Source organism: Streptomyces sp. MB09-01, assembly GCF_033794505.1.
GTDB lineage: Bacteria > Actinomycetota > Actinomycetes > Streptomycetales > Streptomycetaceae > Streptomyces.
Genome location: NZ_JARAYQ010000457.1, coordinates 1 through 3,616 on the forward strand (window position 1 = coordinate 1; position 3,616 = coordinate 3,616).

At 71.4% G+C, this 3,616-nt stretch carries 5 protein-coding genes; 2 read left to right on the top strand and 3 right to left on the bottom strand.

Annotation, left to right across the window (positions count from 1 at the left end):
- Positions 1 to 259: hypothetical protein (locus PV721_RS42195; RefSeq protein ID WP_319734024.1), on the top strand; the 259-nt coding region annotated here is incomplete at its 5' end.
- A 193-nt stretch (positions 260 to 452) separates the two neighbouring features.
- Here PV721_RS42195 and PV721_RS42200 read toward each other — a convergent pair.
- Positions 453 to 1,460 carry a stage II sporulation protein M gene (locus tag PV721_RS42200; protein WP_319734026.1) on the bottom strand — a complete coding sequence of 336 codons (1,008 nt, stop codon included), beginning with the start codon at positions 1,458 to 1,460 and terminating at the stop codon, positions 453 to 455.
- Between the two features lie 111 nt (positions 1,461 to 1,571).
- On the opposite strand from PV721_RS42200, the gene PV721_RS42205 reads away from it, so the two are divergent.
- Complete coding sequence (locus tag PV721_RS42205; protein ID WP_319734028.1) at positions 1,572 to 2,492, top strand: RDD family protein; 921 nt, start codon at positions 1,572 to 1,574, stop codon at positions 2,490 to 2,492.
- A 19-nt stretch (positions 2,493 to 2,511) separates the two neighbouring features.
- Here the strand turns inward: PV721_RS42205 and PV721_RS42210 are convergent, their stop codons facing one another.
- Positions 2,512 to 3,132, bottom strand: coding sequence for a hypothetical protein (locus tag PV721_RS42210; RefSeq protein ID WP_319734030.1), 621 nt, complete (start codon positions 3,130 to 3,132; stop codon positions 2,512 to 2,514).
- A gap of 114 nt (positions 3,133 to 3,246) precedes the next feature.
- Positions 3,247 to 3,616 (bottom strand): adenosylhomocysteinase (locus tag PV721_RS42215; RefSeq protein ID WP_319734032.1); only part of this gene is annotated, 370 nt, incomplete at its 5' end.

Consider the following 3,616-nt stretch of genomic DNA (forward strand, 5'->3'; position numbering starts at 1 on the left):
TCCACCGAAGTGGACGGGGTATCAACTTCTGGCGTTGATTTTTGGCACGCTGTTGAGTTCTCAAGGAACGGACGCTTCCTTTGTACTCACCCTCTCGGGTTTTCCTCCGGGCTTTCGTTCTGTGTTCTTGCGTTTCCGACTCTATCAGACTCTTTCGGGCCCGATTTCCTCGGTGCTTTCCAGTTCCTGCGCCTTCGCGCTTTCCCTTTCCGGCGATTCCGACTCTATCAGAAGTTCTCCACCGGATTTCCCGGCTTGAATTCCTGATTGAGGAGTCGGCTGCGCCCCGCTGGAATCAAATTCCTCGATGGGGGCAAGGCCTAGTCTAAACCATCACTGCCGAACTTGTCCAGTTCGAGGCAACCGTTCGAATCTACCTCCCCACGGGCTCCGTGTCAACGGTCTTCGCGGGACGACGAGGAGACTAGCAGCTCAGCAGGCGCGTACGCACATCAGGCCGCGGTCGGGAGCGTCGCCGTACGGTCGGCGGCCTCGACGTCGCCCACCTCGCCCGCGCGGGAGGCCCTGCCGCCCAGGACGAAGACGTAGAGCAGGAAGGCGGCCTCGGCGACGACGCCGATGGTGATGCGGGCCCAGGTGGGGAGGCCCGACGGGGTCACGAAGCCTTCGATCAGGCCCGAGACGAACAGCACCACCGCGAGGCCGATGGCCATGCCGAGGGCGGCGCGGCCCTGTTCCGCCAGGGCGGTGCGGCGGGTGCGGGGACCCGGGTCGATGACCGTCCAGCCCAGCCGCAGGCCCGTGCCGGCGGCCACGAAGACCGCCGTCAGTTCGAGCAGGCCGTGCGGGAGGATCAGGCCGAGGAAGACGTCGAGGCGTCCGGCGGAGGCCATCAGGCCGAGGCCGACCCCGAGGTTGGCCATGTTGAGGAACAGGATCCACAGCACGGGGAGTCCGAGGAAGGCGCCGAGGACGAGGCAGATCGCCGCCGCCTGGGCGTTGTTCGTCCAGACCTTGGCGGCGAAGGAGCCCGCGGGGTGGCTGGAGTAGTACGTCTCGTACCCGCCGCCCGGCTGCGTGAGCGCCTTCAGGTCCGCCGGGGCCGCGATGGCGCCCTGGACCTCGGGGTGCGTGGCTATCCACCAGCCGATGAGCACGCCGAGCGCCGTGGAGAGCAGCGCGGTCGGTATCCACCAGCGGCGGCTGCGGTAGACCGCAGCCGGGAAGGCCGCCGTGAAGAAGAGGGCGGCGTCGCGCCAGCCGGCCCGGCGGGTGCCGGTCACCGTGGCGCGGGCGCGCGCGACCAGCTGGGTCAGCCGGCCCGTGAGCATGGGGTCGGGGGTGCTGGACTGGATGAGGGAGAGGTGGGTGGAGGTGCGCTGGTAGAGCGCGACGAGTTCGTCCGCCTCCGCGCCGGTGAGCTTGCGGCCGCGGCCCAGGAGCTGCTCCAGGCGGTCCCATTCCGCGCGGTGTGCCGTCACGAAGACGTCGAGATCCATCCGGTTGCCGCTCCCCTGCCCCAGGTCACCTGCTGCTGCCTATTCCTCGTGTGGTCAGCTTGGCAGACTGGATGCCGTTGGGGCGGGGCAGGTCATACGAGAGGTGCTGCGGTGAGCGATCTGGTGACGGGGGACGCGGTCGTCCTGGGGTTGCGGCCCGCGAGGCTGCCGAGCCGCGGGCTGGCGATCCTCCTCGACCTGGTCGTGTACGTCACCGGGTACGTGCTGCTCTCGGTCGGGCTTGCCCTGGCGACCGCCTCGCTGGACGACGCCGCCCAGGCGGCCGTGGGGGTGGCGAGCTTCCTGCTGTTGCTGGTCGGCGTGCCGATCGCCGTGGAGACGCTGTCGCACGGTCGGTCGCTGGGCAAGCTCGCCTGCGGGCTGCGGGTGGTGCGGGACGACGGGGGGCCGATCCGGTTCCGGCACGCGCTGGTCCGCGGGGCCATGGGAGTGGTGGAGCTGCTGCTGACCTTCGGGACGGTGGCGTGCATCGCCTCGCTGGTCTCGGCGCGCGGGCGGCGGGTCGGGGACGTCTTCGCCGGGACGCTGGTGGTCCGGGAGCGGGTGCCGGGGGCCCGGGTGATGCCGGTGCCTCCGCCGCCGCCGTGGCTGGCGGGGCGGTTCACCGGGCTGGACCTGTCGGCGGTGCCGGACGGGCTGTGGCTGGCGATACGCCAGTACCTGACGCGGATGGACCAGCTGGATCCGCAGGTGGGCGCCGCGATGGCGGCGAGGCTCGCGGACGATCTGGTGGCGCGTACGGGGGCTCCCGCGCCGGCGGGGGTGCCCGCTGCCGCGTTCCTGATGGCCGTGGTGCACGAGCGGCAGTCTCGGGACGCCGCCCGGGCCTTCCGGTCCGCCGCTGCCGCTGCTCCCGCGCCGGCGCCCGCCTTTGCGCCGGCCCCCGCTCCCGCCGGGTTCGCGCCGCTGCCCGTGCCGGCCCCCGTGCCGACGCCGGCTCCCTACGTGGCTCCCGCGCCCGTGGCTCCCGTGGAGGCTCCGCGCGCCGGTGGGTTCGCGCCGCCCGCCTGAGCGCCGCCCGCCTGCGGGGTCAGTGCTCCTCGAAGGTGGAGGGCGGGGTCTCCAGGTGTTCGAGCTCGATGCCGGGGGCCGAGAGCACCACGTCGCCTGCGATGTGGATCGTGTGGACCTCGCCCGTGTCCAGGGCGCTGACCTGGTACTCGTCCACCAGGAGCGGGCCGCTGTCGGTGGGGTGTTCCTCGCGGGCCAGCAGGGCCCACGCCTGGTCGACCGTACGGGGGGCCAGGACCGGATCGGTGAGGGCGAGGAGCCGTACGCGGGTGGCGGGGGCGCCGGGGGTCAGGCGCAGCAGGCGGGCCGTGGCGACCAGGAAGGCCGGTGAGGTGCCGGTGAAGCCGGGGGCGGCGATGTTGCCCTCGGTGGCCTCGGTGCCGGTGGGGTCGGTGCGGACCCAGGTGACGCCGTCGATGGCGGCGCCGCGGACCTGCCAGCTCGCGGCGTTCACTTCGAGGCGGATGGGGCGGCCGAGTTCGTCGATCGCGAGGTCGACGGAGCCGCGGTGGTCGCCGTTCGGGTCGGTGAGCTGGGAGACGTAGCGCCAGCCCGAGGGGCCGGGGGCGCAGTGGAAGTGCTCCTCGCCGAGGGGGGCGTGGTCGTGCGGGTCGTGGAGCGAGTATCGGCCGCGGGGCATGGTGCGCACACTTCTTGGGATCGAGGGCGTCGGGCGTCGAGCGATATGGGGCAGGCCCCCGGCACGGGTGCCGGGGGCCTGCTTCACGTGGTGCCGCCGCTGATCAGGAATTGATCAGTAGCGGTAGTGGTCCGGCTTGTAGGGGCCCTCGACCTGGACGCCGATGTAGGCGGCCTGCTCCGGGCGCAGGGTGGTCAGCTTGACGCCGAGGGCGTCGAGGTGGAGGCGGGCGACCTTCTCGTCGAGGTGCTTGGGGAGCACGTACACCTCGGTCGGGTACTCCTCGGGCTTGGTGAAGAGCTCGATCTGGGCCAGGGTCTGGTCCGCGAAGGAGTTCGACATCACGAAGGAGGGGTGGCCGGTCGCGTTGCCCAGGTTCAGCAGGCGGCCCTCGGACAGCACGATCAGGACCTTGCCGTCGGGGAACTTCCAGGTGTGGACCTGCGGCTTGACCTCGTCCTTGACGATGCCGTCGATCTTCGCG